24 protein-coding genes are annotated in these 23,986 nt (G+C 61.0%); 7 read left to right on the top strand and 17 right to left on the bottom strand.

The window, feature by feature from the left end:
- Nucleotides 1-4: 4 nt before the first annotated feature.
- The 9 genes from B4F27_RS08085 to B4F27_RS08045 form a co-directional block, all read right to left on the bottom strand.
- The gene (locus tag B4F27_RS08085) at nucleotides 5-850 is read right to left on the bottom strand and encodes an SMP-30/gluconolactonase/LRE family protein (protein ID WP_286759378.1); all 846 of its coding nucleotides are present in this window, start codon (nucleotides 848-850) and stop codon (nucleotides 5-7) included.
- Nucleotides 847-1,455, bottom strand: coding sequence for a 2-dehydro-3-deoxy-6-phosphogalactonate aldolase (locus B4F27_RS08080; RefSeq protein ID WP_286759377.1), 609 nt, complete (start codon nucleotides 1,453-1,455; stop codon nucleotides 847-849). Before B4F27_RS08080 ends, B4F27_RS08085 begins: the two co-directional genes overlap by 4 nt.
- A complete protein-coding gene (locus tag B4F27_RS08075; protein WP_286759376.1) occupies nucleotides 1,452-2,366 on the bottom strand; it encodes a 2-dehydro-3-deoxygalactonokinase in 915 nt (304 codons plus the stop codon). The genes B4F27_RS08080 and B4F27_RS08075 overlap by 4 nt, the downstream gene beginning before the upstream one ends.
- Before the next feature lie 11 nt (nucleotides 2,367-2,377).
- On the bottom strand, nucleotides 2,378-3,148 hold the full coding sequence (locus tag B4F27_RS08070; RefSeq protein ID WP_286759375.1) for an SDR family NAD(P)-dependent oxidoreductase: 771 nt from the start codon (nucleotides 3,146-3,148) through the stop codon (nucleotides 2,378-2,380).
- Nucleotides 3,148-4,857 carry an IlvD/Edd family dehydratase gene (locus B4F27_RS08065; protein ID WP_074635396.1) on the bottom strand — a complete coding sequence of 570 codons (1,710 nt, stop codon included), beginning with the start codon at nucleotides 4,855-4,857 and terminating at the stop codon, nucleotides 3,148-3,150. Before B4F27_RS08065 ends, B4F27_RS08070 begins: the two co-directional genes overlap by 1 nt.
- Nucleotides 4,854-6,935, bottom strand: a complete 2,082-nt coding sequence (locus B4F27_RS08060) for an alpha-galactosidase (RefSeq protein ID WP_286759374.1) — start codon at nucleotides 6,933-6,935, stop codon at nucleotides 4,854-4,856. The genes B4F27_RS08065 and B4F27_RS08060 overlap by 4 nt, the downstream gene beginning before the upstream one ends.
- 6 nt (nucleotides 6,936-6,941) lie before the next feature.
- The gene (locus tag B4F27_RS08055) at nucleotides 6,942-7,790 is read right to left on the bottom strand and encodes a carbohydrate ABC transporter permease (protein WP_005852118.1); all 849 of its coding nucleotides are present in this window, start codon (nucleotides 7,788-7,790) and stop codon (nucleotides 6,942-6,944) included.
- The gene (locus tag B4F27_RS08050; RefSeq protein WP_286759373.1) at nucleotides 7,790-8,722 is read right to left on the bottom strand and encodes a carbohydrate ABC transporter permease; all 933 of its coding nucleotides are present in this window, start codon (nucleotides 8,720-8,722) and stop codon (nucleotides 7,790-7,792) included. Before B4F27_RS08050 ends, B4F27_RS08055 begins: the two co-directional genes overlap by 1 nt.
- Nucleotides 8,723-8,835: 113 nt before the next feature.
- Entirely contained in the window at nucleotides 8,836-10,095 is a 1,260-nt protein-coding gene (locus tag B4F27_RS08045; protein WP_286759372.1) for an ABC transporter substrate-binding protein, read from the bottom strand.
- A gap of 177 nt (nucleotides 10,096-10,272) precedes the next feature.
- On the opposite strand from B4F27_RS08045, the gene B4F27_RS08040 reads away from it, so the two are divergent.
- The 4 genes from B4F27_RS08040 to B4F27_RS08025 all read left to right on the top strand — a co-directional run bounded on the left by B4F27_RS08040 (nucleotide 10,273) and on the right by B4F27_RS08025 (nucleotide 14,048).
- Nucleotides 10,273-11,058: an IclR family transcriptional regulator gene (locus B4F27_RS08040; protein WP_005852114.1), complete on the top strand. Its 786-nt coding sequence runs from the start codon at nucleotides 10,273-10,275 to the stop codon at nucleotides 11,056-11,058.
- Between the two features lie 13 nt (nucleotides 11,059-11,071).
- A complete protein-coding gene (locus B4F27_RS08035; protein WP_005852113.1) occupies nucleotides 11,072-12,130 on the top strand; it encodes an ABC transporter ATP-binding protein in 1,059 nt (352 codons plus the stop codon).
- A 148-nt stretch (nucleotides 12,131-12,278) separates the two neighbouring features.
- The gene (locus tag B4F27_RS08030; protein ID WP_278424708.1) at nucleotides 12,279-13,163 is read left to right on the top strand and encodes a hypothetical protein; all 885 of its coding nucleotides are present in this window, start codon (nucleotides 12,279-12,281) and stop codon (nucleotides 13,161-13,163) included.
- A 105-nt stretch (nucleotides 13,164-13,268) separates the two neighbouring features.
- A complete protein-coding gene (locus B4F27_RS08025) occupies nucleotides 13,269-14,048 on the top strand; it encodes an ion channel (RefSeq protein WP_286759371.1) in 780 nt (259 codons plus the stop codon).
- A 33-nt stretch (nucleotides 14,049-14,081) separates the two neighbouring features.
- On the opposite strand, the gene rlmF is transcribed toward B4F27_RS08025, so the two are convergent.
- From rlmF to B4F27_RS07990, 7 genes are all read right to left on the bottom strand, one after another.
- Nucleotides 14,082-15,008, bottom strand: a complete 927-nt coding sequence (rlmF, locus tag B4F27_RS08020; RefSeq protein ID WP_286759370.1) for a 23S rRNA (adenine(1618)-N(6))-methyltransferase RlmF — start codon at nucleotides 15,006-15,008, stop codon at nucleotides 14,082-14,084.
- A 133-nt stretch (nucleotides 15,009-15,141) separates the two neighbouring features.
- On the bottom strand, nucleotides 15,142-15,684 hold the full coding sequence (locus tag B4F27_RS08015) for a cytochrome b (protein ID WP_074635388.1): 543 nt from the start codon (nucleotides 15,682-15,684) through the stop codon (nucleotides 15,142-15,144).
- Nucleotides 15,685-15,866: 182 nt separating this feature from the next.
- Nucleotides 15,867-16,577, bottom strand: a complete 711-nt coding sequence (gene arsH, locus B4F27_RS08010) for an arsenical resistance protein ArsH (RefSeq protein WP_009826384.1) — start codon at nucleotides 16,575-16,577, stop codon at nucleotides 15,867-15,869.
- Nucleotides 16,570-16,992, bottom strand: a complete 423-nt coding sequence (gene arsC / locus B4F27_RS08005; protein WP_286759369.1) for an arsenate reductase (glutaredoxin) — start codon at nucleotides 16,990-16,992, stop codon at nucleotides 16,570-16,572. The genes arsH and arsC overlap by 8 nt, the downstream gene beginning before the upstream one ends.
- On the bottom strand, nucleotides 16,989-18,056 hold the full coding sequence (gene arsB, locus B4F27_RS08000; protein WP_286759368.1) for an ACR3 family arsenite efflux transporter: 1,068 nt from the start codon (nucleotides 18,054-18,056) through the stop codon (nucleotides 16,989-16,991). Before arsB ends, arsC begins: the two co-directional genes overlap by 4 nt.
- A gap of 103 nt (nucleotides 18,057-18,159) precedes the next feature.
- Nucleotides 18,160-18,492, bottom strand: a complete 333-nt coding sequence (locus tag B4F27_RS07995; RefSeq protein ID WP_286759367.1) for an ArsR/SmtB family transcription factor — start codon at nucleotides 18,490-18,492, stop codon at nucleotides 18,160-18,162.
- A gap of 161 nt (nucleotides 18,493-18,653) precedes the next feature.
- Nucleotides 18,654-19,649 (bottom strand): zinc-binding alcohol dehydrogenase family protein, encoded by a 996-nt coding sequence (locus B4F27_RS07990; protein WP_286759366.1) that lies wholly within the window; start codon nucleotides 19,647-19,649, stop codon nucleotides 18,654-18,656.
- Nucleotides 19,650-19,750: 101 nt separating this feature from the next.
- Here B4F27_RS07990 and B4F27_RS07985 point away from each other — a divergent pair, with 101 nt between their 5' ends.
- Nucleotides 19,751-20,656 carry a LysR family transcriptional regulator gene (locus tag B4F27_RS07985; RefSeq protein ID WP_286759365.1) on the top strand — a complete coding sequence of 302 codons (906 nt, stop codon included), beginning with the start codon at nucleotides 19,751-19,753 and terminating at the stop codon, nucleotides 20,654-20,656.
- A 191-nt stretch (nucleotides 20,657-20,847) separates the two neighbouring features.
- On the opposite strand, the gene B4F27_RS07980 is transcribed toward B4F27_RS07985, so the two are convergent.
- On the bottom strand, nucleotides 20,848-21,702 hold the full coding sequence (locus B4F27_RS07980; protein ID WP_286759364.1) for a MurR/RpiR family transcriptional regulator: 855 nt from the start codon (nucleotides 21,700-21,702) through the stop codon (nucleotides 20,848-20,850).
- A 174-nt stretch (nucleotides 21,703-21,876) separates the two neighbouring features.
- Between B4F27_RS07980 and B4F27_RS07975 the strand changes: the two genes are divergently transcribed.
- Together B4F27_RS07975 and B4F27_RS07970 are read left to right on the top strand one after the other, a co-directional pair.
- On the top strand, nucleotides 21,877-23,205 hold the full coding sequence (locus tag B4F27_RS07975; protein WP_286759363.1) for an aspartate aminotransferase family protein: 1,329 nt from the start codon (nucleotides 21,877-21,879) through the stop codon (nucleotides 23,203-23,205).
- Nucleotides 23,202-23,981, top strand: coding sequence for a 3-keto-5-aminohexanoate cleavage protein (locus B4F27_RS07970; protein ID WP_286759362.1), 780 nt, complete (start codon nucleotides 23,202-23,204; stop codon nucleotides 23,979-23,981). The genes B4F27_RS07975 and B4F27_RS07970 overlap by 4 nt, the downstream gene beginning before the upstream one ends.
- The last annotated feature ends 5 nt before the right edge of the window (nucleotides 23,982-23,986 follow it).

The raw sequence follows: 23,986 nt of genomic DNA, 5'->3' as shown, positions 1-23,986 counted from the left end.
CGCCTCACAAAATTATCCGGTGTTCCCGCTGGCCTCGCACGTCCGATGCAAGCTGGAAGGTCTGGCCATCCTCCGCCCCGTCGCGGCCCTGCGCGGCTGAGGTGACAAAGAGCGTCCGCAGATCCGCACCGCCAAAGGCCGGACAGGTGGCCTGCGCTGCAGGTATATCAACGGTCTGCAACAAGGTGCCATCGGGGCTGTAGCGGGCGACCTGCGCGGCCCCCCATTGCGCGTTCCACAGGCAGCCGTCGCTATCGACAACCGCGCCGTCGGGGTTACGCTTGTCTTTCTTGAGATCGACAAACACCTCTGGCGAGGCCGAGGGCCAGCCCTCTGCTGCATCAAGGGGCACGCGCATGATCTGGCGCGTGGGCGTGTCGGTGTAATAGGCAAAACGTCGATCGGGCGAAAAGCAGATCGCGTTCGAAATGGTAATCTCCGCGAAAAGCTGTCGCAGCGCGCCCTTGTAGTAGCGGTAGATCGCCCCCGCCCCCCGCTCTGCGTTGAAGCCCATTGTCCCGATCCAGAAACCGCCCCACGGGTCGGCGCGCCCGTCGTTGGATCGGGTCAGCGGCTGATCCGCCTCAAGCGGCACGACGAGGGAACGCTCCGCTCCGTTTAGGTCGAACCGCCACAGCGCGGTTTCGGACGCGACAAGCAGGGTCTCCCTATCGATCCACCCCGCGGCAGAGACGCATTCGTCAAACTGCCACGACAGCGTTTTGTCGCCCTGCCGCGACATCAGGGTTTTGCCGAGGATGTCGAACCAGAACAGCTGGCCGCGTTCGGGGTGCCACAGCGGCCCTTCGCCCAACGCGCACGCCCGCGCATCAAAGAGTGTGGCGTTCAAGAGAGCGTCGCCTTGTCATAGGCGCTTACCGCCGCACGCGCGCTTTGTGCCACATCCGCCGCGCTTTGCCCCGGTTTATACAGGCTGGACCCAAGGCCAAAACCCGTCACCCCAGCCGCAAGCCATTCCGCAAAATTCGACGGACCGACGCCGCCAACCGCATAGGTTTCGGTCTGCGCCGGAAGCACTGCCTTGATCGCCTTGAGCCCTTCGACCCCCAGCAGGAACGACGGAAACAGCTTAAGCCCATCGGCCCCGGCCTTGAGCGCGGCAAAACATTCCGTGGGCGTCATCACACCGGGATAGGACATCATGCCCGCCGCCTTGCTCGCTGTAATAACAGAGGGATCCGCATTCGGAGAGACGATCATCCGCCCCCCCACAGCCGCCACCGCCGCGACGTTTTCAACGTCCAACACCGTGCCCGCGCCGATCAACGCGTCGGCCCCATAGGCTTGGGCCATCGTTTCGATGGATTTCAGCGGTTCTGGCGAATTCAGCGGCACCTCGATGCGGGTGATGCCTGCGTCGATCAAGGCGGCGCAGATGTCGGCGGCCTCATGCGGCTGGATGCCACGCAGAATGGCGATGATATTGCGGCTCATACAAGGGCCCCTTTCATTGAACGATAGGCAGAGGTCAGGCCCGCCAGCGTCAGACCCGCGTTATCCAGTGTTTCGGCCTGCACCCCCTGTGCGGCCAAAGCGTTTCGGTAATGCGCCGCGACGCTGTCTGCGCCCAGAATGGCGACATGGCGGCCCAGCCAATAGGGGCGCGTGCCGGCCAGTTCTAGCCCCACAAGCAGCCCTGAAAGCCGCGCCCGCGCCGCCCCTGCAGGCGTGCCCTGCAACAGCCCCCCTGCACGCAAACCGAACAGTCTGGAGGCGAAGCTTTGTGGGCTGTCCATCGCCTGCGTGACGCCGTCGATAAAGCTGTCCTCGTCCCACTCTGCCGTGGTGACCGAATGGCGCAGGACCGACTGGCTGGCCAGCAGCGCGAAGATCTCGCCGGTCATGCAGGTCTGGAAGCTCACGATCTCGCCCGCGCTGATATGGACCCATTTGGTGTGGGTGCCGAGCAGACAGAGGATGCCGTCAAACTCCGGCTGACTGTGCAGCACCCCTGCGATCTGGGTTTCCTCGCCGCGCATCACGTCAGGGGCAGCGATCTGTTTCACGCCGGGCAGGATGTGGACCGCGATCCGCGGGTCATGGGCCTTTACCGCAACCGCCGCCCGCGCATCCGGAGGCGCGCAGGGCGTGGCGACGTAGGGGGCCTCGCGCCAGCCTTCGCGGGCGCCCACCATACCCGCGCAGATCACTGGGGTCACATGGTCCGGATCTAGGTAGGGATCTATCAACGAAAGCAAGGCAGGTTCGAACCCGTCCTGCGTCAGCCCCCCCATCCCCTTGTCAGACCTGTCAGAGGCAAAAGGCTTGCCATCGGCCCCCATCATCCAGACCCGCAGGTTTGACGTGCCCCAATCGACAGCGATCCATTCAGCGTAGTGTTGCACGGTATCCCTTCCTATCCGGTGACCACGACGCCGCCATCGACGGCCATCAATTGCCCCGTCATCATGCGGCTGGAGGCAGAGGATAAAAACAGCACCGCATCCACGATGTCGTGCGGCTTCAACGTATCCTTAAGGCATTGCCGGTCAATATGCGCCGCCAGTGCTTCGGGCGTGACCCATTGTTCGATCTGCTTTTCCGTCAACACCCACCCCGGTGCCAGCGCGTTAAAGCGGATCTTGTCCGGCCCGAATTCCCGCGCCAGCGAACGGGTCATCCCATTGATGCCGGCGTTGGCGGTCGTATAGGCAGGATAGCCCGCATTTCCCATCATATACGAGATCGAGCTCATGTTCACCACGGCCCCGCCACCCGCGACGCGCATCCCTGCCACCACGGCCTGACAGGCGAAGAAATAGGACTTGAGGTTGATCGCCTGCGACTGGTCCCAGAAGTCTTCGGTGACCTCTTCGGCGGTGTGACGGGCATCATTGGCGGCGTTGTTCACCAGAACCGTGACAGGGCCATGCTCATCGGCGGCTGCGGCCAGACTGGACCGAAGTGCAGCAATATCCGAGATATCGCAGGTCTGCGCAAAGGGGCGCTGGCCGTGTTTTTCTTCCATCTCGTTGCAAAACGCGGTGGCGTCGCTGCGCTGGACAAAGCTGACCTTGGCCCCCTGCGCCAGAAACCCGTCGGTCAGAAAGGCACCGATCCCCGCGCCGCCGCCGGTGATGAACACCGACCGGTCGCGCAGATCGGGAAATGTTGCGTTCAGGGTCATCAGTGGCTCTCCCGTGTGACGGGGCGGGTGTCTTTACCCACCAGAAAATCAAGGTCCGCGCCTTTGTCTGCCTGCAACACCGTCTCGGTATAGAGCTTGGCATAGCCGCGGTCGTATCGGGGCGGTTCGGGTACCCAGGCAGCGCGGCGCTGTGCCAGCACCTCGTCAGAGACAAGCACGTCCAAAGTGCCCTGCGCCACCGACAGCCGGATACGGTCGCCGGTCTGTACCAGCCCCAGATTGCCGCCTGCGTTGGATTCAGGGCTGACGTGCAGGATCACAGTGCCATAGGCGGTGCCGGACATACGCGCGTCGGACACGCGCACCATATCGCGCACGCCTTCTTTGACCAGACGCGCGGGGATCGGCATATTGCCGACTTCGGGCATACCGGGGTACCCCTTTGGGCCGCAGCCCTTGAGCACAAGAACCGTATCCGCGGTCACCGGCAGATCCTCGCGGTCGATATTGGCTTTCATATCCTCGATATTCTCGAAGACATATGCCTCGCCCTCATGTTCCAGCAAGGCGTCCGTCGCCGCAGAGGGTTTCACGATCGCCCCATTGGGCGCGATATTGCCGCGCAGCACCTTCAACCCGGCCGCAGGGCGCAGCGGATTATCCAGCGGGCGGATCACATCCTCGTTGTAGCATTCGGCCCCTTCGGCATAGGCAAGGATATCCCCACCCATGACGGTCTGCGCGGGCCGCAGCTTGTCGCGCAGATGGGACAGCACCACGGGCATCCCGCCCGCATAGCAGAAATCCTCCATCAGATATTTACCCGAGGGCATGCAGTTGACCAGCAGCGGGATATCCGACCCAAGCTCGAAATCATCGAGCGTTAGGTCGATGCCGACGCGGCCCGCAATGGCCAGCAGATGGATCACGGCATTGGTCGATCCGCCGACAGCGGCATTGGCCAGAATGGCGTTCTCGATCGAGGCACGGGTAACGACCTGTGACAGCTTGATATCTTCCTCGACCATCTCGACGATGCGCTTGCCGGTCAGATGCGCCAGCGCCATGCGGCGCGCATCAACGGCAGGCAGCGCGGCGTTGGTGGGCAGCGACATCCCCATCGCCTCTACCACGCTTGCCATCGTAGAGGCCGTGCCCATCGTCATACACACGCCCTTGGACCGGCTCATGCCTGATTCAGCGGCCATGAAATCCTGCAAGGTCATCTCGCCCGCGCGCACATCTTCCGAGAACTTCCACACATCCGTGCCAGAGCCGATGTCCTTGCCCTTCCACTTGCCGTTCAGCATCGGGCCGGAGCTGACAACGATCGTCGGCAGATCGACGCTCGCCGCGCCCATCAGTTGACCCGGCGTGGTCTTGTCACAGCCGCCCAGCAGAACCACCCCATCGATACCATAGGCGCGAATGCTTTCTTCGACGTCCATCGCCAGCAGGTTGCGAAACAGCATGGCGGTCGGCTTCATCTGGGTCTCGCCAAGGCTCATCACCGGAAATTCGACCGGAAAGCCCCCTGCCTCCCACACGCCGCGCTTCACCCCTTCGGCCAGATCGCGCAGACCGGAGTTGCACGGGGTCAGTTCGGACCAGGTATTGCAGATACCGATAATGGGGCGGCCATCAAACGCGTGGTCGGGAAAGCCCTGATTTTTCATCCAGCTGCGGTGAATGAACCCGTCCCGATCATTCTTGCCGTACCAAGCGCGGTTGCGTTTCTCTTTTGTCATAGCCGTGTTCCTTCAATGACCCACATGCGTTCAGGGAACGACCATGGCAGGGTCACGCCATGGTTCATGAGGTACTGGCCCGACAGCACCAGATCGCGGGTCTTGAGCGCGGCATCGCCCCGTGACAGCGCGACCGCCTCGTCGCGGTTTGCCAGCGTGATCCGGTAGCGCGCTTGCGGGTCAAGTGCGGTCAGCCGCAGCGGGCGCGGTGAGATCTGGGCCGAGGTCGCGGCCTTGCCTGCGAACACCACGAAACGCGCACCATCGGTGGCCTGTTGCTGCTCTGCGATCACCGCCGGATCAGCGCTGTCGAGCCGCAGGATATCCGCGGTGCCCATCCATCCGCGATTGTCCTTCCACCACTGCGTGACCTGTTTCAGCACATCGGTTTCGCGGGCGTCGAGCTCGCGCGGGTCCATCTCGAAGCCCATATGGCGCTGCGCGGCGACCCAGGCGCGAAAGCTGATGTCCAGCGTGCGGCCAGAGGTGTGGCAGTGGCGGGGCCCGACATGGCTGCCGGTCACAGCAGCGGGCAGGAACAAGGCAGCGTCATGCTGGATGCGCAGCCGTTCCAGCGCGTCGTTGCTATCCGACAGCCAGACCCGCTGGGTCCGCGCCATGATCCCGAAATCGATCCGCCCTCCGCCTGACGCGCAGCTTTCAATCTCGACCAGCGGGAAATCGGCGCGTAACCGGTCCAGCAGCGCATAGACGCCCCGTGTCTGCGCCGCGTCGGCTGCGGGCAACACGCGGTTATGGTCCCATTTGATATAGTCGATGGCATTGTCGCGCAGCACCGTGGCGATACGGTCGTAAAGCAGGTCTTGGACCTGCGGCAGCGCCATGTTCAGCACCAACTGCTGACGCCCCTCTATCTGGTCCTGCGGGCCCAGAATCCAATCGGGGTGGGCGCGGTAGAGGTCACTATCGCGCGAGACCATCTCGGGCTCGAACCAGAGACCAAAACGCATCCCCAAGCCCTGAACATGGTCGATCAGCGGGGTCAGCCCCTTGGGGTATTTGCGCGGATCGATGATCCAGTCGCCCAGACTGCTGGTGTCGTCGTCGCGCTGTCCGAACCAGCCGTCATCCAGCACGAAACGCTCTGCCCCCAAAGCGGCAGCACGGTCGGCGATATCGGTCAGGACAGACCAGTCGTGGTCGAAATACACCGCTTCCCAACAGTTGTAATGAACGGGGCGCGGGGTGTCGGGCTTGGGCCATGTCACGATGCGGTCGCGCAGATGGCGCTGAAAGCTTACGGCACAGCCGTTCAGGCCGGTGTCTGAATAGGTCAGGTAAAGCGGTGCCGTCTGGAACCGTGTCGCGGGGGCGTCTTGGGTGCCAGCCGCATGGCCCCATTGCACCTGCCGCCGCCCGTCCGGAAGCTCTTCGGCGATCATCGTATGACCGCCCGACCAGCCATAGTGCAACCCGTAGCATGTCCCTTGGGTGTTTGTGGTCCCCGTGGTCGGGATCAGCAGTCCGGGGAAGTGCTCGTGGCCCGTGCGGCCCGTGCGGTTGTCGCGCGCGTGAATACCTGCCCGCCACGGGGTGCGGTTCAACTGGAATTCACCGCACCATCGGCCCGAGACGTCGATCATCTCTGTGCTCAGCTGCGGCGCGGGCATGACCGGCGCGGCAAGCCAGTGCAGGCGCACGGGCTGCGCGGCCTCCAGTGTCGTCTGGCAGGTGATCACGCCGGTTCCCGCATCAACCCCAAAGTCAAAGGTCAGCGTCAGCCCCTCCTCCGGTGCCGCGCAGGTGAACCGCAGCCCTGCATCCTGCACCACGTTGCGCAGGTGAAACACGGGGCGCAGCGGCGTGCCATCGGCGCGCGCAACCGCGATCCCCGCCTGCCCCGGAAAGCTACGCCCGGCTTCGGGGCACAGCGACAGATCAGGGGTCTCGTCCAGCATGCCGCCGGTCACGTCGATGGCATGGGCGGCGCAGATCTCTTCGAGATTTTCGCCATCAGGCAGCGGGCTGCCCCAATAGACCACCTGCGGCAGGCGGTCGTGTGCAGAGGCCAGAACAAGCGTCTGGTGCCCGTCATCAAGGCGGTAGGTCTGTGTCATAACTCTCTACTTTACTGCGCCAAGTGTGAGACCGGCGATGAAGTGTTTCTGCATCAGAAAGAACATCGCGACCGGCGGAAAGGCGGCGACAATCGATCCCGCGCTCATCAGGTGATAGGCTGCGCGGAACTGCGAGTTGAATTCGGTGATGCCCGCGGTGACAGGTTGCGCGCTTGGCCCTTGGGTCAGCACGACGGCCCAGAAATAATCGTTCCAGATGAAGGTAAAGACCAATACCGCCAGCGCGGCCAGCGCGGGCTTCATCAGTGGCAGCACGACAAAGAAGAAGATGCGCCACTCGGCCACGCCTTCGACGCGGGCGGCCTCGATCAAGGGGAAGGGCAATGCGCGGATGAAGTTGCGCATGAAGAGCGTGCAAAAGCCCGTCTGGAACGCCACGTGAAACAGGACCAGCCCCTGAATGCTGTCATACATCCCCAGCGATATGGTCAGGTCGCGCACGGGCACCATCAGGATCTGGAACGGGACAAAGTTCCCCGCGATAAACATGAAGAAGATCAGCAGGTTGCCCTTGAACTTGTAGATCCCCAAGGCGAACCCCGCCATGCTGGACAGCGCAATCGCCCCCAGCACAGTAGGCAGCGTGATAAAGACCGAGTTCATCAAATAGCGCGGCATATTGCTTTCAAAGAAGACCTTGCCGTAGTTCGTCAGCCCCTCGAAGCTGGACGGCCATCCCCAGTAGTTCCCCGCGGCAAAATCCGACCCCGGCTTGATAGAGAACAGCGCCACCGCGATCAGCGGCAAGAGCCACAGGATCAGCGCGACGGGCAGCAGCGTCTGATAGGTCAGCTGGCGGCTGCGCGATTGTTTGGCGATCGGTGTAGGGAACATCAGCGAGCCTCCCGCTCTTCGCGCCACATGGCATAGAGGAAATAGGCGATGAACCCGAGCATGATGAGGAACAGGATCACCGCGATGGCAGAGCCGTAGCCCATGCGGAAGCCGAACTCGGACAGGGCTTCTTCGAACATGTAGAACGACAGCACGCGGGTCGATCCGAAGGGGCCGCCGTTGGTCATGACGCTGATCAGGTCAAACGACCGCAGCGCGCCGATGATGGTGACGACAAAGGCGATGAACGTCGCGGGCTTGAGCTGCGGCAGGATAATGTACCACAGCATCTTGTGCCCCTTGGCCCCGTCCAGTCGCGCGGCCTCGATCTGTTCGGGGTCCACCGCATTCAGACCGGTCAGATAGAGGATCATGCAATAGGCCGTCTGCGGCCACAGCCCCGCCGCGATAATCCCGTAGGTCGCCGTAGACGGGTCGCCCAGGATATTCACCGGCCCTGCCCCGAAAATCGCCAGCATCGCGTTCAGCAGCCCTTCGCGTGGCAGGTAGAACCACGAGAACACCAGCCCGACGACCACCTGGGAAATGACAAAAGGAAAGAAGAACAAAGACTTGTAGATACGGATACCGCGCACGGTCTGGTTCAGGAACAAGGCGATGAACAGCCCCGCAGGCACGGCCAGCAAATACAGCACCAGCCATTTGAGGTTGTTCCAGAACGAGATCTCGAACTTGCGGTCCATCTTCTGGTCGCCGATCCCCAGCAACCTTTCATAGTTCGCGGTGCCGACAAAGGTCTTTTCCCCAAGTCCGTCCCACTGATAAAAACTGATCGCGACGCTTTGGCCGATGGGAATGATCACATAGACCGCAAAGAACAGCATCGCCGGCAGCAGGAAAAGCCACGGCGTCAGCGCGATCTCGTTGCGTTTGTACCAACTGCGCGCGGGGGGCGGTGTTGTTGCTGCCATGCCGTGGTCTCCGGTAAATCAACACATGCGAAAACCGGCCGTCGGCGGGCTTGCGAATGGATTGAGGCGGCGGGTTGCGTCCCCCCGATGCGGGAGGACGCGACGCTTTAGCGTTATTCGTAGATGCGCTGACGCGTTTCTTCGAGACGCTCGAGGATGTCGTCAAGGTTGTCGGGAACCACCATGAATTCCTGCAACCCCTCCATGCCGACGCTGGCCATCTCGGCGCTGAAGTCGCGGTCAAAGAACTGGGCCACACCGCCCTTAGCGCTGGTGTTCAGCATCTCGAATCCCTGCTCGAGGAACTCGTCCTTATCGACCGAGGATTCAGAGTTGATGGGCAGCTGCCCCAAGGCGTCGCCTGCGTTGATCTTGGTCTGCACATCAGCCGATGTCACATACTGAAGGAATGCGCGGGCGTTTTCCTTGTTCTTGGCACCCGTCGGGATGTGGAACGTGTCGGTCGGGGCATCCTCGCCCTGTGGCACATCCGCGATCTTCGGGAACTGGTAGAAGTCGATCTGGCTGTCGTCCAGGCCGCCTTCGCGCATCGCGGCAACGGCGAAGTTCCCCATCAGATAGGCCACCGCCTCGCCTTCGATCATGAAGTTCAACGCTTCCTGCCAGGAATAGGATTGGTGATCGGCGACATAGCCACCCATGTCGATGAGCTTGCGCCAGTTGGCAAAGGTTTCGCGGACGCGCGGATCGGTCCAGGGCACCTCGCCACGGGCAAGCTCCATGTGGAAGTCGAAGCCGTTGGTGCGCATGTTCAGATAGTCGAACCAGCCGCCAGCGGTCCACAGGAACTTGGTCCCGATGGCATAGCACGCACGACCCGAGGCAACGATCTTTTCGCAATTCGCAAGCTCTTGTTCAAAGGTTTCAGGCTCGGTCAGTCCCAGTTCCTTGAAGATATCTTCGCGGTAGTACATGCCCCACTGATAGTAGGTATAGGGCACACCATATTGCTTGCCGTCGATGGTCAGCGCACCTTTGACAGACTCAAGCCCGGGCAGATCGCCGTTGGCATACATATCAGAGATGTCTTCGAACAACCCGGCAGAGACATACGGGCCCATGCGGTTCGCGGCATACCAGTTGACCACATCGGGCGGGTTCGCCCCCAAGGCGTTCCGGATCTGCGTCTTCCACGCTTCGCGGTCGACGATCGTCAGTTCGATATCGACGTCCGGATGCAACTCTCCGAAACCAGCTGCCAAGCTCTCCATCACCGCGCGCGGCGCGGGGTTCGACATGTCAGAGGTGATCTTGAGTTCCCCTGAAAGCTGACTTTCGTCCGCGACAGCAAACGATGTTGAAAAGCCCGCAGCGACAACAGCCGCGAGTGACCTCTTGAGAATGGAATGCATGGTATCCTCCCTGATGCTTCCGCAATCCAAAACTGTCTCATTATTTGAAACTTAGTTTTGCATATTGATATATAAGATCAAGCTCGCTAGCCTTGTCAACAGTTTGGTGCGCCGCATAGGAGATGGGTCAGTCAAAAGACCCCACAGGATGCAGCGCCCTGAGGGACGGAGAACGATATGAATGTGGTGAACAGCGACGGGACTGTTGCAAAGGCGCTGAGCGTGCTGGATCAGGTGACAGCAATGGGCCGCCCTGTCCGCATGCGCGAATTGCTGGAGACATCGGAGTTTCCAAAACCGACGCTGTACCGGCTACTTCAGACGCTCACCAGTCAACGTATGCTAAGCTATGACAAGGATCAGCAGACCTATGCGCCGGGCATCCGTCTGGTCAGCCTTGCCCATTCCGCATGGTCGCAAGCCTCGCTTGCACCGATTGCCGCCCCCTATATCAGCGCCCTCGGCGAACGCCTGCGCGAGGCGATCCACCTTGCGCAAATCGACAACGGTCAGGTCGTGTTCGTCGACAAGCGTCAGGCCAGCAGCCGCTTTGCCACGCTGGCGCGCACCGGTCAGGTCGCCCCTGCCTATTGCACAGGCGTCGGCAAGGCGATTCTCGCGCATCTTGAACCCGAGGCACAGGCGCAGGCGTTACAGCAGCAGGCGTTTTTGAAATATACCGATGCCACCCATACCAGCACCGAAACCCTTGTGCGCGAGCTGGAACAGATCCGCGCCGAGGGCATCGCCTTTGACCGCGAGGAACACGAAGCCGGCATCATCAGCATCGCCGCCCCCATTCTGACCGACGCAGGCCGCGTCGTGGGCGCCGTATCCATTGCAACTGCAACACACCGTCATACGCTGGACGGTCTGAATGCGTTCCGCCCTGCCCTGCTTGATTGTGCCACCCGCATCGGGGCCGAGGCGCAATCCTGGCAGTCCCCCTCTGTCCCCTCATAAAAGGAAGTCGTATATGGCCGGTGTCGTCATGAAAGATGTCGTGAAACGCTATGGCGGTGTTCAGGTGATACACGGGATCGACCTTGAAATCGAAAATGGCGAGTTTTGCGTTTTTGTCGGCCCGTCAGGCTGCGGCAAGTCAACCTTGCTGCGCATGATTGCCGGGCTGGAAGAAACCACCGAAGGCAGCATGAGCATCGGCGACCGGGATGTGACCCGCATGGACCCGGCAGAGCGCGGGGTCGCGATGGTGTTCCAGACCTACGCCCTGTATCCGCATATGACCGTGCGCGACAACATGGGGTTCGGCCTGAAAATGAACGGCCATCCCAAAGCCGAGATCGCCCAGAAGGTGGCCGAGGCGACGCGGATCCTGAAGCTGGAAGAGTATCTTGACCGCAAGCCCGCCGCCCTGTCGGGGGGCCAGCGGCAACGCGTATCTATCGGGCGCGCCATCGTACGCGGCCCCGAAGTCTTTCTGTTCGACGAACCGCTGTCCAACCTCGACGCCGAGTTGCGTGTCGAAATGCGCGTCGAAATCGCCCGCCTGCATAAGGAAATCGGGGCGACGATGGTCTATGTCACCCACGATCAGGTAGAGGCGATGACCCTCGCCGATAAGATCGTGGTGCTGCGCAAGGGCCGGATCGAACAGGTCGGCGCACCGCTTGACCTGTACCGCGATCCTGACAACCGCTTTGTGGCAGGCTTCATCGGTTCGCCCGCGATGAATTTTCTGGATGGCACCACCAGCGGCGGCAAGGTCGTGCTGGACGGGTTGGACGGCAGCTATGCCCTGCCCGTGACCCCACCCGAAGACGGCCGGGACATCACCCTCGGCATCCGGCCGGAACACATCGAAATTGACCCCCAAGGCAAAGGCTTCACCGTTGAAATGACCGAGGCTCTTGGCGGCGTGTCCTACGTTCACCTGCTGTCCGACACCGGTGCCAAGATCATCGTCGAGGAACGCGGCGACGACCGGTCTCGTGAAGGGGCGCAGGTTGGCGTGAAAATCCCACCCGAGCGGGCGATGCTGTTTGACGCCAACACGGAACAACGTCTGCGCTAAGGTGCAGGCGGGTCATCGGTCACGTAAACCTAGACAGAACCAGACAATCCTGAAAAACAGTTGGGGCGTGCAAGCGAGCCTTGCGCGACAGCCCCGCCGGAGCCAACCGCCCGGGCGGGACGGGCACCGTAGATAGGGAAGCAGATTAATGGCGAAACCGAGACTTACGCTCACCTATATCGTGGAACCGCCCTCTTACGACATCATGGCCTGTAGCCTGCTTGCCTCTGTACGCGAGCAGTTTTCCGAAGACGTGGCCTGCATCGGCTATGTGCCCGAACATCGCATGAACGACGTTCACCCCTCGGTGTTTATCGCACACGAGAAAATGGGCGCGGAGCTGCGCCCGATGAAAACGGAAGGCATGTGGCGCGAGCCCTATCCCCACGGCAACAAGATCATCGCCGCGATGCAGCCCCGCGAGAGTGAATTTTCCGCCTTCGTGGATTCCGACGTCTTGTTTATCCGCCCTAATACAATCGACAATATCGTGAAATCCGGCCATGTTTCCTGCTCTGTCGCGGCCAGTATGTATTGGGCGCAGAAAGACATCTGGGACCTGATCTACGGGGCCTTCGATATGGAGATCCCCGAAGAGCGCGTGTACCTGATGCGCCAGTCGCGCCGCCCCAAAGTGCCCTATTTCTCGTCCGGTTTCGTCCTTTTCCCCGAAGCCGAAGGACCACAGGGCCGGTTTGCCGATGTCTGGTACGAGACGGCCCGACGGATTGACGAGATTGACACGCTGGAAAAGCGACGCCCCTATCTGGATCAGATGAGCCTTCCTGTCGCCATCCGCCGTGCGGGTCTGACATGGAACCCGCTGGCGGAAGAGCAACATTATATCCTGGGCGGCAAGATACGGGGGGAGCCCCTGCCCGAAGATCGCGATATCTTCACGGTGCATTACCGCAACCCCAAGGTGCTGGAAGAAGTCGGCCTAAAGCATAAATCCCGTCGCATGCTGCGCCGTCAAACGGGCGTCAGCTTTGTGCGCCGCCTGACCCGGACAGACGAGCCCACGCCGGAGTAATCCCGCCGCCTCACGCAAACCATTGATATTGGCGCGCCTTGCGCCATCTTGCCCCTCAGCGGTTGTTGACGATGACGACCCTGAGGGAAGCGGTATGTCCGATCAATGAACAGTCTACGCAGTACGATTAAAGCTTTATACGATGGGCAAAACACGCGCTCGCGCCGGTTTCGCTACGGGTTGATCCTGTTTGATTCGCTGACGATCATCTATTTCATCGCCACCGCCGCGCTGCCGTCAACGCCGGTGATTACGGCGGTCAATGCGTTCTTTGGTCTGTTCATCCTGTTCGACCTTGCCGCGCGTCTTTGGATTTCCACGAACCTGCGCAAAGAGCTGACGCGCATCTACACCCTTGCCGATCTGGTGGTGGTGATATCGCTGGTGCTGGCACCGCTTATGGCCGAAAGCTTTGCGTTCCTGCGGGTCTTGCGCGGTTTGCGGCTGATCCATGCCTATCACCTGCTGCACGATCTACGACGCGAAAGCACGTTTTTTCGTAAACACGAGGACGCGATCCTTGCCGCGGTCAACCTGCTGGTGTTCATCTTTGTCATCACGTCGCTGGTGTTTGTGCTGACCTTTGAAGAGGACGCGGGCGTCGCGGGCTATGTCGATGCACTGTACTTTACAGTGGCGACGCTGACGACAACGGGTTTTGGCGACATCACGATGACGACAACGGGTGGCAAACTGCTGTCGGTGTTCATCATGGTGGTCGGGGTCGCGCTGTTCGTGCAATTGGCGCGCACGATTTTCCAACCCTCCAAGATCAAGCACACCTGCCCCGAATGTGGCCTCAACCGCCACGAGACAGACGCCGTTCACTGCAAACACTGCGGCACCACGCTCAAGATCGAGACGAAGGGCGATACGGGCGGTTAATGTCGCGGGGTATCAGACACGCGCGCGGCCGTTCTAGCGCGCGGATCCCTTCATAAAGGACGCACGCTGATCTTTCTTGATGAATGTCCAGGCGATGAACCGGCTGGTTTTTTGCCCCTGCGCCATCTCGACCACATCGCAGTTGGCGACCTTGGCCTTTTTCAGGATTTTATACAGCGTCTGCACGTTGTCCTTTTTTGACACAAGCGACGTAAACCACAGACATTGCCCCGCAATCGCGCGGCTTTGGTCGACCATGCTGGCGATGAACTTGATCTCGCCGCCAGGGCACCAGAGCTCAGCGTTTTGCCCGCCGAAATTGAGCTTGCCTGAGCGCCCTTTGCCAAGGTTCGCCCATTTCCGTTGCGTGCCCTTCGTCGCCCTTTCCATTGAGGCATGAAAGGGCGGGTTGCACAGGGTGACGTGGAAACGGTCGTCAGGATGGATCACCCCGTCGAAAATATCCTCGCGGCTCTCTTGCAGCCGCAGGTCCACGTCCAGCGCGTTGGCCTTTGCAATCTGTTGCGCAGACTTGATGGCCACAGGGTCGATATCGACACCGGTAAACTGCCAGCCATAGGCGCTTTGCCCCGTCAGCGGGTAGACCAGGCTTGCGCCGGTGCCGATGTCCAACGCCTTGATCTGCGGCCCGCGCGGAATCTCGCTGTTGTTGCTGCGCGCAAGCAGATCGGCCAGATGGTGGATATAATCGACGCGCCCCGGAATGGGCGGGCAAAGGTAGTTCGGCGGGATGTCCCAGAAATCAATGCCGTAGTCCGCCTTGAGCAGCGCCCGATTGAGCATACGCACAGCCGCCACGTCCCGGAAATCAATGGTGGTCTGCCCCGCCGGATTGGGGGTCGTAAACGGCCCTAGCTCGGGGAGTTCCGCAATCAGGCGCGCGAAATCATACCCCTCGTTGTGGAGGTTGCGGGGGTGCAAGTTGGTTTTGGTGGCCATGGGAAAGCCTTTGTTGAAAGTGGTGAAAAGCAGCCAGGCCGTTAGCCTGTCTTACCCCCTGAAGGCCCCATAGTAAAACCGAAGACGCGGCCGTTGGCCTCGGGCAAGACCCAAGCTCCCTATTTTCAGCGTCTTACCGCCCCGCCATCGTGGATAGGACATCATCACGCTGGATCAGGCGATGCCAAACGACTGCCATGAAGATATGCCCAAGCACCACAAGAGCAAGGATCCAGCCCAGCTCTCCATGCCATTCCGCGGGCGCTTGCATCCAGGCGACCTCGGCGGTTTGGGGCGGGAATATCTGCACCCCGAAATAGCTCAGGCCACGGGTGCCGCCCGCTGCGGCCAAGAGCCGTACGCCCGGGACGATCACCATCAAGGCATATAGAACCACATGACCCGCGACAGCCGCCTGCCCCATCAAACCGGCATGCGCAGGCCGCCGTTGGATGTTCGCCAGCCCCCACAAACCGCGCACCAGGATCAGCGCGAATAGCGTCACCCCCAGCGTCGTATGGTAGCCCCAAAGAAGCTCGCGCAGGGTGTTCTCTCGCGGAAGCGCCCAATGCGCCGCCGCGGAGATAAACTGCGCCGCAAACAATGCAGCCATGCCCCAGTGAAGCAGCCGGCTTACGGCGCCGTAACGGGTTGGTGTATCAGATAGTTGTGTCACAAAATGCCCCTGTCTCTGGCGATATCACAATCATTATATGCAGCCGCTGCGCGGTCACCTTAGGCAGGCAACTGCGCTGGATGAACCTTTAACAGACCATCCAGCGCAGTTGTCGCGCAAATCATTCAAGCCGCGTCCCGTTCAACATATGGATATTCCTGCCCCTGCGGTCGACAAATCGGTCAGATCGACTTCTGGTTCACGCGCTTCGACAGCTCGGCGGCGCTTTCCTTACGCTCGCTATAGCGATCCAGCAGGTAGTCTTTCCTGTCTTTGGTCAGCATTGTGAACTTCACCAGCTCTTCCATGACATCAACGACCCGATCATAGAACGGCGATGGCTTCATCCGATCCGCGTCGTCAAACTCCAGAAAGGCTTTGGGGGTGGAGGACTGGTTCGGGATCGTGAGCAACCGCATCCAACGCCCAAGAATGCGCAGCTGGTTCACGGCGTTAAAGCTTTGTGACCCTCCGCTGACCTGCATCACGGCCAGCGTTTTGCCCTGCGTCGGGCGCACACCGCCCAAGGACAGCGGAATCCAGTCGATCTGGGTTTTCATGATGCCGGTCATGGCCCCGTGGCGTTCGGGTGAACACCAGACCATACCGTCCGACCACGTGACCAGATCGCGCAGCTCCTGCACTTTGGGGTGACTGGCGTCGGCATCATCCGGCAGCGGCAGGCCCGACGGCGAATAGGTACGCGTCTCGGCCCCCAGCCGTGTCAGAATGCGCGCGGCTTCCTCTGTCATGAGCCGGCTGAACGACCGGTCCCGCAGTGATCCGTAAAGCAGCAGGATACGCGGGCGGTCCGCGTCTGCTGCGGGCTCAAGCAGACGCGCCGCATCAATCGCTTTGAAATGGGTGTCATCAAGGTTCGGGGTATCAGGCAACTCGGTTTCCTTCCGCGTCAATCAGTAAAGAGCCGTCTTCCTTGGTCAGCGGCTCCTGTGGGAGGTGGTCAAGCAAGTCCAACACGGCCTCGCTTGGGCGGCACAGCCGGACGCCTTTGGGTGTGCAGACAATGGGGCGATTGACCAGAATGGGGTGTTCCAGCATGGCGGCCAGAAGGGCTTCGTCGCCTACGTCGGGATCCAGCAACCCCAATGCCTCTGCCGGAGATCGCTTTACCCGCAGGGCGCTGCGCGGTGTCAGACCCGCCGCCGCGAAAAGCCCCAAAAGCTGTTCGCGCGTCCAGCCGGTATCAAGATAGGGGACCACAACGGGCTCCACGCCCGATGCTTTTATGATGGCCAGCACATTGCGGGACGTGCCGCAATCGGGGTTGTGGTGAATGACAACAGTCATGCTGACCCCTCCGAGGCAGGGAACCAATGGCGGGTTCTGTTTGCAAAAGCGACAAGCGACAGCATGACAGGCACTTCGACCAAGACACCGACCACCGTCGCCAATGCCGCACCGGATCCGAGCCCGAAAAGGCTGATCGCAACCGCGACCGCCAGCTCGAAAAAGTTGGAGGTGCCGATCAAGGCGCAGGGCGCCGCGACGTTGAACGGAATACCCCAGGCCCGCGCGACCCCATAGGCCAGAAAGAATATCCCGTAGGACTGGATCAGAAGCGGCACAGCGATCAAGGCAATCACCAACGGCCGGTCCAGGATCACCTCGCCCTGAAACGCGAAAAGCAAGACCACCGTCACAAGCAGACCGATGATCGAGAACGGCTGCACACCCGCCTTGAACCGATCCACCGCCGCTTCGCCGCCTTGCGCAATCAGCCGCTGGCGCGTCAGATATCCCACGAAAAGCGGCAGCATTACGTAAAGGCCCACGGACAACAGCAGCGTATCCCAAGGCACAACGATATCCGTGGCCCCCAGCAAGAAGGCAACGATGGGCGCGAAGGCGAACACCATGATGACGTCGTTCACGCTCACCTGCACCAGCGTATAGGTCGCATCCCCCCGCGTCAGGTTCGACCAGACGAACACCATCGCGGTACAGGGCGCGGCCCCCAGCAGGATAACGCCCGCAAGATAGGCCTGCGCGTCATCCGGCGGGATCAGACCTGCGAAATAATAGTTAAAGAACAACACGCCAAGGGCGGCCATGGTGAAGGGTTTGACCAGCCAGTTCACCACCACCGTGACTACCAACCCTTTCGGCTTGTCCCCCACCTGACGCAAGGCTCCGAAATCCACACCGACCATCATCGGGAACACCATCGCCCAGATCAGCACCGCAACGGGCAGGTTCACCGACGCCACCTCAAGCCCGGCAAGCATACCAAACGCCGTCGGGAACAGATTGCCAAGCAGCAGCCCCGCGCCAATCGCCAGCGCCACCCAGACGGACAGCCATTTTTCAAACGTGCCCAGTCCCGCCGCCGCGGGAAGTGTCGTATCAGTCATGTCGAACCTTCAAAAATTGCAGCCCCTTGGCCGTGAATATGTAGTTGCCCGATGTCAGCACAGGAATGTTACAGGACCAATGCGGCACCTCCCCCATGCGCGTCTAACAGGGGCAGGCGAGCTCGTTTATGATGGGCTGGCAGAGTTCAGGGCGCCCGCCGCAGCAATCCTCCATCAGAAAGGCGAGCAAACCGCGCAGCCCCTCCATATCGGCAAAGTAACGAATGCTTCGCCCTTCGCGCTTGCTGCGAATAAGGCCCGAACGCGCCAAAATCGCGAGGTTGGTCGACATCGTGTTCTGACGCACCCCCAAGGTGTCGCCGATATCGCCTGCCGGCATTCCCCCTTCTCCGGCTGTGATGAGAAGACGGAAGACATCAAGGCGGGTGACCTGACTGAGCGCCGCAAAAGCGTCGAGAGCGTGATTTTTATCCATATATCGGGAATTATTGATTTATTGAACACAGGTCAAGCCCTGATGTGCAACCCGTTGCGTTTGCGCGAACCTATGGGCAATCTGCGCGCCCCTTCAAAGGCGCAAGGGACGCGGGGGCGTGGCGTGAACATGGCACCACGCCCCCGCGTGATCTCTATTACTTAAAGCCCGCCAAGCACCTGTTTGCCAATCACGCGACCGCTTTCTTGCCGCAGATGCGCCGCGCGCAGCGCCTCGACGGTCAGCGCCTCGACGCGTTCGGTGACTGTCGACTGCAATGTGCCTGCGTCGATCATCGCTGCGACGCGGTTCAGCAGGTCTTGTTGGGCATCCATATCGTCGGTTTTGAACATCGAACGGGTGAACATGAATTCCCAATGGATGCTCAACGCCTTGGGTTTAGCCGCCTTGATATCCAGCGCCTCGGGGTCGTCGATCAGCGCGATCTGGCCGCGGGGCGCGATCAAGTCGATGATTGCGGGCCAATGCTGATCCGTGGCCGTCAACGCGGCGACATAGCTTGGGGTCTGGCCCAGCTCTGCCAGCTGCGCGGCCAGGTCACCGCGATGGTCAACCACGTGATCCGCCCCCATCTTGCGCACCCAATCCTGCGTCTCGGGCCGAGAGGCCGTCGCAATGACGGTAAGCCCGGTCAGCGCTTTGGCCAACTGGATGAGGATAGAGCCGACACCGCCAGCGCCACCGATCACCAGCAAGCTTTGCCCCGCGCCGCCCCCTTCGGTCAGGCGGAATGCGTCGAACAGCATCTCCCACCCGGTGATCGAGGTCAGCGGCAGCCCCGCCGCTTCGGTAAAGTCGAGGCTGGCCGGCTTGCGCCCGACGATCCGTTCATCGACGGCATGGAACTCCGCATTGGTGCCCGCGCGCGTGACGTCGCCCGCATAGAAGACCTCATCGCCGATCTTAAAGCCGGTGACCGACGCGCCCACCTCGGCCACGACACCTGCCGCGTCAAAGCCCAGAACGCGCGCCGCGCCCTCGGGTTGGGCCGCTGCGCGCAGCTTCACGTCGACCGGATTGACCGAGATGCCTTTCACCGCGACCAACAGATCACGCGGCCCCACCGCGGGCCGGTCGATTTCAATCAGATCGAGCGTGTCCGCAGGGCCTGCCGCGCTATAGCCAATAGCTTTCATTTCTTTGTTCCTTCATTGTGTCGCTGAAAAATAGGTCTTGTGAAACGTTAGAAAACCGGCATTTTCCCGATTTGATTATTCGGATAGCGGAGATAATAGCGGTGGATACTGACAACCTGCGCCTTTTTGTGATGGCCGCCGACCGGCTGAACATCTCTGCTGCCGGACGGAATCTGGGCCTTGCCCCTGCAGTCGCCAGCGCGCGCCTTGCCAAACTGGAACAGGAGCTTGGCGTAGAGCTGTTGCGACGTACCACCCGCAAAGTATCCCTGTCGCTTGAAGGGTCCGACTTCCTACCTTACGCGCGGGAAATTTTGGCGCAGGCCGACGCCGCGAAGGCCGTTCTTGGCAGCCATGAAACCAGCCCCAAAGGCACCATACGATTTGCGGCGCCAAGCAGTTTCGCGCAGCGTCACATCATGCCGCTTCTGCCGCAGTTTCACGCGGCTTTCCCCGACCTCACGCTCGAACTTCGTCTGTCTGACGCGCGGTTCGACGCGATCGAGGGCAGCTTTGACCTTGCGTTGCGCAGCGCGCCGTTGACCGACAGCAGCCTCAAGGGGCGCAAGCTGGCGGGTGATACCCGCGTTCTTTGTGCCTCTCCTGCATATCTTGAGGAACACGGCGTACCGCAGTCACCGGCAGAGCTTCGGGGGCATCGGTTTCTGGCATGGATCGACCTTGAGCCGCGCGAATTGATCGCCCCAGAGGGCGAAACCGCGCCGCTTGACCCCGCCCAGATGATCTGCCGGACTATCGTTGACGATGGTGACGCTCAGCGTGAGGCCACCCTTGCGGGGGCCGGTCTGTCGATCAATTCCCTCTGGAGCGTCTCGGACGAGCTGCGCTCGGGCCGGTTGATCCGTGTCCTGCCGGAATGGAAGCTGAACGACAGTTCGGTCTTGTGGTTGATGTACCCGCGCTCAAACGTGCTTACCCCCAAGACGCGCATCCTGATCGACTTTCTCATCGCGCATCTTGGGTCACATGCAGAGTGGGGCGCGTAGCAGCCAGACCCGCGCCCACAACACGCCCGTTATCGGTATAACCGTCACTCACGCCGCGGACTGGCACAACGCCTATCCTATGCGGTCATCGTCGCGCTGGACGAAAGCGACCTGCGGTCCACGGGGTTGATCACCGGTGGCTCTGCCGTGGCATTGGGCCTGCCGGATGATTTTCATCCGCGCAAGACACCTCACACGTTGTAGCCGCCATACTGCCGGATACGGTCCTCGAAGCTCGATACCCGCTCTGCCGCGTCATCTGAACGCGCGGCCATTCCGACCAGCAGCATCTCCACCGCTAGAAACGCCGAGTTGAGCGACGGCAGGAAATGGGGCCCGGCCATGGGCAGCGGTACCACTTTCCAAGCGCCAACCGCGATTGGGGAGCCATGACTGTCCGTCAGAGCCAAAACCCGCGCACCGCGGGACTGGGCGATATGGCAGGCCTGAACCACCTCTGCCGCGTAATGTTCATAGGTGATCCCGACGATAATATCCTCGGACGTGGCCTGAGACAGTACATCGACAATGCCCCCCGGCAGGGTCGGCACGTCTACGAAATTCGAAAACGCCATGCCGCCCACATACGAGAAATAATGCGCAATCGCATAGCAGCTGCGCACCCCGACCACATAGACTTTGCGCGCCCCAAGCAACGGGTCGATGCACGCATCAAGCGTGTCCAGAATATCTGCCGAGAAAAGCGTCGCCGTGTTTTTACCATGCGCTTCCATGAGCGCTGCAAACGCGCTGTCGCGATGTTCGTGCCTTAATGTCTGGGCACGCGCGCCGTAGTTTGGCGCAGGTGTCTGGATCGTTGCCTGCACATCCGTGCGGAAGGCGTCAAAGCTGGTATAGCCAAGCTCCTTCGCCATACGGGTCACGGTATTCGGATTGACCCCTGCCTGCTTTGCCAGCCCGCGAATCGAGCTAAAGGCCACGAGCGAAAGGTTATCCAGAAGCCACCGCGCAAAGGACCGAAGCGCGGGCGTTCCTTGCGCACTTACCTGTGACAAGCGGTCTTTCAGCGTTTCATCGTTGCTCATCAAAGCCTTACCTTTTGTCTATGCGTGCCAGCGTTCACGCCGCTGTCATACCCGATGCACTGCAAAAATACATTTGCTTAATATATGGCAATAAAATAATACAAACGCATCACCGCACAGACAAGTGCTGATGTCACGTCACCCAAAGTGCGTCTTCAACCAAGGACTACAGTCATGAAAAGTCATATCTTCGGCCGATCCACCAAAGGCGCGCTGCCGGTCGCCACCAAGGGGGACGGCTGCTATTTGATCGATGCGGACGGACGCAGATATCTTGATGGTTCGGGCGGTGCTGCTGTTTCTTGTCTGGGGCACTCAAACACGGCTGTCCGCACCGCACTTCACGCCCAGATTGACCAGCTTGCCTTCGCACATACCGGCTTTTTCACGTCCGATCCGGCAGAGCGTTTGGCAGATTGCCTGGTCGAGAACGCGCCGGCGGGCATTGATCGGGTATATCTCGTCTCTGGCGGCTCCGAAGCGGTCGAGGCATCGATCAAGCTCGCGCGGCAGTATTTTCTGGAAATCGGGCAGCCCAAGCGCCACCGCGTCATTGCCCGCCGCCAAAGCTATCACGGGAATACATTGGGCGCTTTGGCAGCAGGGGGGAATGCGTGGCGTCGTACCCAGTTCGCGCCCCTGCTTGCCGACACCACCCATATCAGCCCCTGCTATGAGTACCGCGACCGGCAGGACGGCGAAACGCAAGAGGCCTACGGCCTGCGCGCGGCGAATGAGCTGGAAACCGAAATCCTGCGGCTTGGCCCTGATACGGTGATGGCTTTCCTCGCGGAGCCTGTCGTGGGTGCGACCTCGGGCGCGGTACCTGCCGTGCCGGGGTATCTCAAGCGCATCCGCGAGATTTGCGACCAATATGGCGTGCTGCTGATCCTGGACGAGGTGATGTGCGGCATGGGCCGTACCGGCAAACTGTTCGCCTGCACCGAGGATGGCGTTGCCCCGGACATGATCACCATCGCCAAAGGACTTGGGGCGGGCTATCAACCAATCGGCGCGCTGCTGACCTCGGCCGCCATCTATGATGCGATTGCAGCGGGCACCGGTTTCTTCCAGCACGGCCACACCTATATGGGCCACGCCATGGCGGCCACGGCGGCCAATGCCGTGCTTAGCGAAATCCTTGACCGCGATCTGCTGTCCCATGTCACCACCCAGGGCGACAAGCTTGACGCAGCACTAAAGGCGCAGTTCGGCGATCATGACAACATTGGCGATATTCGCGGGCGCGGGTTGTTCCGCGGGATCGAACTGGTTGCCGACCGCAGCACCAAAGCACCGTTCGATCCGTCCCGTGGCCTTGCCGCACGGATCAAGAAGGAGGCCTTTGCCGCCGGTCTGATCTGCTATCCGATGTCCGGCACAATCGATGGTCAATATGGCGACCACGTGCTGCTCGCGCCGCCGTTTATCATCGAGGATGCGCAGATTGATGAGCTGGTGGGCAAGCTATCAACAGCCATCGACAAGGCGCTTGCCGCATGACCGCATTGCCCAGATTTATGGTCGCGCCGAATGGGGCGCGGCTGACCAAAGCGGATCACCCTGCCCTCCCCGTCACCATAGAAGAGACGGTCGCCTGCGCGCTAGCCTGCCATGCTGCGGGTGCCGATGGCCTGCATGCCCACGTGCGCGATACCGAGCAACGGCATGTTCTGGACGTCGGGCTTTATGCCGAGCTTCTGAGCGAGCTCGGCCAGCGCGCCCCTGACCTCTATGTTCAGATCACCAGCGAGGCCGCGGGCCGCTTTACCCCCGCTCAACAACGGCATCTGGTCGAAACCCTGAAACCGCGCGCCGTGTCGGTCGCGCTGCGCGAGATCACGGCCGATCAAGAGAATGCCGCCACCCGACGGTTCTTTGCCATGTGCGCCGAAGCGAAGATCGACGTTCAACACATCCTCTATGACACTGCGGATATCGCCCATCTTGCCCGGCTTGTCGCACAAGGCGATGTCCCCCGCGACAGGCTGAAGACCCTGATCGTTCTGGGGCGCTATACCAGCGGCCAGACCAGCACACCCGCAGAAGTCGCAGCACTGGCACAAAGGCTAAAATCGGCCTTGCCGGACGCCGACTGGGCCGCCTGCGCCTTCGGCCCTCAAGAAACCGCCTGCCTGATCGAGGCCATGCGCCACGGCGGCAAGACCCGGATCGGATTCGAGAACAACCGCTTGAACGCAGACGCAAAAGTCGCGGCAAACAATGCCGAGAGGGTCACGGAACTGGTGACACAGGCCAAGCGCGCTGGATTTGAGTGACCGTT

The organism is Sulfitobacter sp. UBA1132, assembly GCF_002311545.1.
Classification (GTDB): domain Bacteria; phylum Pseudomonadota; class Alphaproteobacteria; order Rhodobacterales; family Rhodobacteraceae; genus Sulfitobacter; species Sulfitobacter pontiacus.
Note: the sequence above shows the minus strand (reverse complement) of the source record. Positions and strands in the feature narration are given on the sequence as shown.